The organism is Bradyrhizobium pachyrhizi (assembly GCF_001189245.1).
GTDB lineage: Bacteria > Pseudomonadota > Alphaproteobacteria > Rhizobiales > Xanthobacteraceae > Bradyrhizobium > Bradyrhizobium pachyrhizi.
In genome coordinates, this window is the sequence record NZ_LFIQ01000025.1 from 144,671 (window position 1) to 150,319 (window position 5,649).

Annotated in this window: 8 protein-coding genes; 3 read left to right on the plus strand and 5 right to left on the minus strand. The window is 58.9% G+C overall.

Annotated features, from left to right (window positions below):
• Positions 1-124: 124 nt before the first annotated feature.
• From AKL29_RS42640 to AKL29_RS02745, 4 genes are all read right to left on the minus strand, one after another.
• Positions 125-271 carry a hypothetical protein gene (locus AKL29_RS42640; protein WP_160321697.1) on the minus strand — a complete coding sequence of 49 codons (147 nt, stop codon included), beginning with the start codon at positions 269-271 and terminating at the stop codon, positions 125-127.
• A gap of 476 nt (positions 272-747) precedes the next feature.
• Positions 748-981 (minus strand): DUF3606 domain-containing protein, encoded by a 234-nt coding sequence (locus AKL29_RS02735; protein ID WP_050383042.1) that lies wholly within the window; start codon positions 979-981, stop codon positions 748-750.
• 286 nt (positions 982-1,267) lie between these two features.
• Positions 1,268-1,405 (minus strand): hypothetical protein, encoded by a 138-nt coding sequence (locus AKL29_RS02740; RefSeq protein WP_244481704.1) that lies wholly within the window; start codon positions 1,403-1,405, stop codon positions 1,268-1,270.
• Positions 1,406-2,080: 675 nt separating this feature from the next.
• Positions 2,081-2,452, minus strand: coding sequence for an Hsp20 family protein (locus tag AKL29_RS02745; protein WP_080667259.1), 372 nt, complete (start codon positions 2,450-2,452; stop codon positions 2,081-2,083).
• A gap of 377 nt (positions 2,453-2,829) precedes the next feature.
• On the opposite strand from AKL29_RS02745, the gene AKL29_RS42645 reads away from it, so the two are divergent.
• The 3 genes from AKL29_RS42645 to AKL29_RS02755 all read left to right on the plus strand — a co-directional run bounded on the left by AKL29_RS42645 (position 2,830) and on the right by AKL29_RS02755 (position 5,035).
• On the plus strand, positions 2,830-3,006 hold the full coding sequence (locus AKL29_RS42645) for a hypothetical protein (protein WP_160321698.1): 177 nt from the start codon (positions 2,830-2,832) through the stop codon (positions 3,004-3,006).
• Between the two features lie 295 nt (positions 3,007-3,301).
• Positions 3,302-3,469: a hypothetical protein gene (locus AKL29_RS42650; protein ID WP_160321699.1), complete on the plus strand. Its 168-nt coding sequence runs from the start codon at positions 3,302-3,304 to the stop codon at positions 3,467-3,469.
• A 1,005-nt stretch (positions 3,470-4,474) separates the two neighbouring features.
• Entirely contained in the window at positions 4,475-5,035 is a 561-nt protein-coding gene (locus AKL29_RS02755; RefSeq protein WP_050383044.1) for a DUF4142 domain-containing protein, read from the plus strand.
• Positions 5,036-5,426: 391 nt separating this feature from the next.
• Here AKL29_RS02755 and AKL29_RS44255 read toward each other — a convergent pair.
• A partial coding sequence (locus AKL29_RS44255) for a YciE/YciF ferroxidase family protein (RefSeq protein ID WP_244481705.1) occupies positions 5,427-5,649 on the minus strand: 223 nt, incomplete at its 5' end.

Genomic DNA, 5,649 nt, shown 5'->3' on the forward strand with positions numbered 1-5,649 from the left:
CTACGGATTCCTGACAAGCGGTCGCGGCACCGATCCATCCCAAAGCGATGTCCGCCATCTGATAAGAGCCAGGCGGAGGCTGACTGCAGCCTCGGTTCTTCCAGTGTCTGATTTGTCGAGTGTCCTAGACCGCAACCAAGCCGGCAAGACCTGTTCGCTTGGCATCAAGAAAAGATAGATCCACCACCAGCACTGCGCCGATGACGCCAAAAACTACGATGATGAGAATCCAATCATCTCGGTGTCCTTGCGTCATGACTGCGGTCAGCACCAGCTGAGGCCAAGGAAACCACTCAAACCTAGCGCTGCCTAAACGCCGCCGATTGTAACTTTGTTCCTTAAAAGAAACGGCCCCGGCGATCATAGAAGCTGGGGCCAGTGTACTGGGCGTTCTCAATGCCGGTAGCGATGCGGCAGCGAAGGGCGACCATTGCCCGCTGCATCCCTTCGTTCCTAATCAAAAGGCGCTAGGATCCGGGTCATGCTGGGGCCGAGTTGAATCGCCGAACCGCTGTCCCCCGAGAAGCGGCGGTCGTCGTTGCCAGGGCCCCAAAAGTACGAAATGAAAATTATGCCCTGTGCTTCGATTATCCCAAACGGCGACCCGCTCCGGAAATAACCCGTGTGAACCTTGTCGGAAAAGCAGCGGTCCCAATGGAAATGATCACAAAGTGCCCCGGGTCTTCGGGGGCAAGAGCCGGGGCACGTCCCTTCGTCCAATGCCGCTCTGCCGCGAGCGACGCATTGCTAACGACGCTTCGACGGTGCCGTTGCTAACGACTTTTTCATCGCCGACCCGAGCCGGCGCTCAACTCGCTTGCGGCTATTGCCGACCTTCTTGACGGCCTTCTTCACCGGCGCTGCCGACTTCCGGGTTTTCTTCAGCTTATAGCTCACCTCGTAATCACGCCCGCCGGCGACGCGCGCACGGTCATCCTTGCGACCGCGGCGGTCTGCTTCTTCGCTTTGTTTGCCATTCAGGCCTCCCAATCGCGCGCCGCAGTTCCGTTTTGACAAATCGGAGAACAACGAGCCCGCCTCAAGCAACGTGTTCAACCTCACGGACGCCTTGACGCAGGGCATCCAGAGCGGTGGCAAGACGCCGCCCGCGAAATCCATCAAGGCAAAAAGGGGTAGCCAAGCCGCGCCACAAAGCCGGTTGTACCTGCCGAGTAGCGCTACAGTCGTGCCTAACGGCGCCAGCCCGGCGCGAACGCGATGCCTCACGCTGCGCGTGTCGATTGAACGTCGCTATCGAGCAACCGGCCTAGTATCCGGCGTTCTTCTCGATCCTCCGTCGATAGCGCTCGCGCTCTTGTTCCGAGGTCGCGCTGTCTAGCAGGAATTGATAGTGACCGATGACTTTTTCGCTGCCTCTTATGAGCAACTGCTGCAGACCAGTCATGACGTGATCTCCTCGCAAGCTGCGCGATCGATCGAGGGCAGTGGCGGAATGTCGGCCACGACGCCTTGCATCGCCGTGACTTCTTCGGCGAGCCGTCTTTCGATGAATTCGCGCTCGAGGTCGGAGAGCTGGGTCTGCAGCAGTCGCCGATACCGATGAATGTTGTTGCGATGAGCGCGCAGCTGTTCAAGCCGGCGGTCGAACAGTTCTGGCTCCGGTGCCTTGCCTGTCCAAATCTTAACCGCCAGCGCCCTTCGATCCGATCGATAACCTGCTTCGGTAGCCTGTCTGTCATCTCGCGCTCCTATGCAGCCAGGCAGCGGTCGACGGAGCGCAGGCGCGCAGGCCGGCCGCCTGGCGGATGGGGCGGACCGTTGTCGAGCGCGCGAAGCGCTTCGAGGATGTCGCGGACAGGAACGGGTGCTTTGAGCCCCTTGGGTGCCCGCAAGGCGGGATTGGACGCTACGGCGCTGGCGTCCGAGGAGGCTCAAGCGAGAATCCCGCACCACATCGCGCGGGGTCTCATATTGGTGGTAATCGCCAATCGGCAGATGAAAGCCAATAACGTTATGAGCAGGCGCGGTCGTCGGCCGCATGGATGCCTCCATTCGAAGGACGAGTTGCTGAAGAGACGAAGCCGCGACCTGTTCGTCGGACGCGGCTTCGCCGTTTCGGTCAGGCGGCGACGCTTTCCAGCTGTCGGAGCGCCGTGTTCGACGCAGCATTGATTGCGATGCGTCGCGGCTTCATCGCCTCCGGCACTTCGCGCGCCAGCTCGATCCTGACAAGCCCGTTGTCGAACGCCGCGCTCTTGACCTCGACGTAATCGGCCAGGCTGAACTGGCGCTTGAACCTGCGCGTCGAGATGCCCTGATAGATGTATTCGCGCTCGGCCTTTTCGACCTTGATGCCTTCGACAGTCAGAACATTCTGCTCCGCCGTGACGGAAATTTCGTCGGGGGCAAAACCGGCGATCGCGAGCACGATCTGGTACCCGGAAGGATGGGCCGTCAGCCTCATCCAGCGACAGCTAACGCCCGAGCACATCCCCTCGCTGAATATGACGGTCGGGAAAGTGCGCCGGCATCTTCCGTCCTAGTTTCCTTCGCGCAAACGCCCTAACTAGAACAGCACCGATAGGCCGCGCTTCTTCTTGCGGTAGCGCCTACATCTCAAAATAAACGGCTGCCGCTATCACCACGACATACCCAAAAGGATGATTAGCAATTTCCAATGCCGATCCTTCATACCTCTCACGATGGCGGAACATCGCAAGCGATGCGATAACAGGAGTCACTTTTTGGGCGGCACTCTCTATCCTCACAAAAAACACCAGCGCCCTACCCGGCGCTGGTGCTCTAGGATCGGCCGGATCAGGCTGGCAACCGAGCGCAGCCCGCCCTTCTGGAACCTATAGCATCGCGGTGCCGCTGCCCGTGCCGCCCTACGCGACCGGCGGGCCCGATCTGGAGAGCGCCAAAGCCGCGTTCCGGACGGCTTGGGAGCGGTTCTATTCCGGCCTGAGCCCGAAGAGCATCGAGCACTGGCACCAAAACCAGGACGCGGCGAAAGAGCGTTTCGGGCGCAACAAGGATCGATAGTTCATTTGGGTCACGCGCTCTTGGCGCAACTTATGCTATAAGTCTCTTAGCCAAAGCTGAGTTGCCGACCGCACAGGGGCACGCCATGGCTGAAATCTTATATCGTTCGGGCATCATCGTCTTGGGCCTAAACCCTATCGCAATCGCTGTAATTTGTAGTGTTTATGTGAAGCTGCCTCGATCAGCGGACTAAACATACAGGCCATGAAATACATCGGCGACCGCCCCTACTCCAACCCCCGAGAAGGCCGCCCGCAGGATCATGGAGCACGCGCGGCTTTCGAGCCCGTACAGGATGGCCGGATCTACAAAGATCAACTATCCGATGCTGTACCAGGACAAGGCGACGCCGGCTGAGTACTGGGCCGGCTTGGAGTACGCCAAGGATCAGGGCTGGCTCGAGTACCATGAGAGCGGGACGTTTGTGCGGATGCTGCAGCCGGGCAAAGACCTGTTCGCCTAACCGCGCCGACATGCCAACATAAAGAACGGCCCCAGCGAGGGGGTACACGCTGAGGCCAAGGCGGTTGGATCATCCATGAGATGACAGGCTCATCCGATCAACAGGGCGCCGACGCCTACGATGAGCGCTACGAACGATATCGCCGCCAACCCATGAAGCTGTATTCGACACCGTCATGATGAGTGAGCCTGAACATGCAAACAGGTTGCGCTCCGGTCTTGATCTCCGCATTTACTTAAGCGTGTCAGAAGCAGTGTCCCATTCCAGGTTCCAGCACTAGCTTATGTGAAGATTTTTGAAACGATTCCCTCGATGCCGCTTTTATTGCTCATGCAACAGGCGACCGAGGTTCATCTAGTCCGCGTGACGACCGATGACGGCGAGGTCCAAATCTGGCTCGCTGCGACCTCGCGCGCTAGCGACAGCTACCCCCTGAGCATATTCCGACGCTGAATATGACGACTGGGGAAGTGCGCCAGCACAAGCTGTCCTAATTTCCTCGCGCGTCTTAACGAGGACCACACCGGCTGGACGCGCGTCTTCATGCGCCATCTGGGTAGCGAGCGCCCTAAGCACTAGTTCGGCGGTCAGCGGCTCCTTATCCTCGCAAACGACTCGTGCGATAGTCTCGATTTGCTCAGCCATGCGAGCCTGGATCGCCTCAATGCGCTGCGCGTGTTCCATTACGCGCCTCCCTTTTTGTGCAGGCGGGAGCGCGCTCGGTCTCTCAGCCACCAACGCCTACGGGCAGAGCCTGGCTGGTGATGGGAAATAACCTACACAGCAGGCCAACCAACGGGAGGAACTTTAGTCTGCCAGATCCACTTGCCGCAGGAGCAGGGATAGACGCGCGTGTAAGCGTTTTGCTTAGAATCAAAGATGCTATGGAAAAACAGAACTTCCCTGCCGCAGTGCGAACACCTCGGAAAGTTCTCTTTTCGCGCGTCATCACCTGGCGCTTCGCAAGGGCGTCAACTGAAAGACCGCAAGCTGATGGAGATACACATGAGACGAACCGTACTAGCAATCGCGTGCATTTTGCTGGCGACGCCGGGACTGGCGCAATCCGTCGGCGAGAAGGCCGGCATCAATTCCGTGCTCGGGGTCAGCCCCTCGACGGTGGATTTTGTCAAGCAGGTCGCGATATCGGATATGTTTGAAATCGAATCCAGCAAACTCGCACAACAGAAGGGCAATGAGGCGGAGAAGACCTTCGCTTCCCAGATGGTAACGGACCACACCAAAACCAGCACTGAGTTGAAGGGATTGGTTTCCAGCGGCAAGGTGAAAGCCGAACTGCCCAGCACGCTCGATTCATCGCATCAAAGCAAGCTCGACAAGCTCAAGGGTGCCAACGGTAACGACTTCAGCTCCGAGTTCAATTCGATGCAGGTCAGCGCTCATAAGGATGCCGTCGACCTGTTCGAGCGTTACGCAAAGGGCGGCGACAACGCAGACCTCAAGGGTTGGGCCGGTAAGACCCTGCGCGCGCTGAAGCATCACCTTGAGATGGCGCAGGATCTCGACAAAAAGCCCGCCCCTACGGTCGGCGAGGGCAAGAAATAGCGGCAGAAGGGGACCGCTGTTCCGCAGCTCCCTCCCGGTTTTCTTGCCGATGCCGAGACGGCCGGTGACATTGTGAGGACTGAATACTCTAGGATTTGTGAGATCGTCGCTTGGCGGGGACAGCGGCGGCTCTCACCTTTTAGCGAGAGCTGCAACTGTATCGATGCCGCTATTTCGGCAGTGGCAAGCGCTAACATCGGCGGTTTGTTGCCCGCTTGCCCTTTGGCAAGGGTAACCAGCAGCGGTTGAAGAACTTCGGCCACTGCCAGCACCACGCCAAGCGGGTTCAATCGGGTTGGCGCCCCACAGAGAAGGAAACGGCACAGCTATGCCGCCTCGACGACGCGTGCGCCACCTGGGCTGGCCCAGGAGCGGGCCAGCTGACTGGGGACTAAGCCGCCTTACGATTTATCGCGGCTTGCGCCAGCTTGTTTAGCGCAGCGTCCGTTTTCTTTTCTTCCTCAAGCGTCTGCTCGAGGAGCTGGACTGCCTGCTTCATACCCAGCTGCTCAGCCCAGGCAATCAACGTGCCATAACGCGATATTTCGTAATGCTCAACCGCCTGAGCACCCGAGAGAAGGCCCGCATCCAACGCCGGAGAATCTTCGAAATCC

Excerpts from the sequence above, each read along its gene's own strand:
- AKL29_RS02745 (WP_080667259.1), bottom strand. The coding sequence starts at position 2,452 with ATGTGCTCGGGCGTTAGCTGTCGCTGGATGAGGCTGACGGCCCATCCT.
- AKL29_RS02755 (WP_050383044.1), top strand. The coding sequence starts at position 4,475 with ATGAGACGAACCGTACTAGCAATCGCGTGCATTTTGCTGGCGACGCCG.
- AKL29_RS02740 (WP_244481704.1), bottom strand. The coding sequence starts at position 1,405 with ATGACTGGTCTGCAGCAGTTGCTCATAAGAGGCAGCGAAAAAGTCATC.
- AKL29_RS42650 (WP_160321699.1), top strand. The coding sequence starts at position 3,302 with ATGGCCGGATCTACAAAGATCAACTATCCGATGCTGTACCAGGACAAG.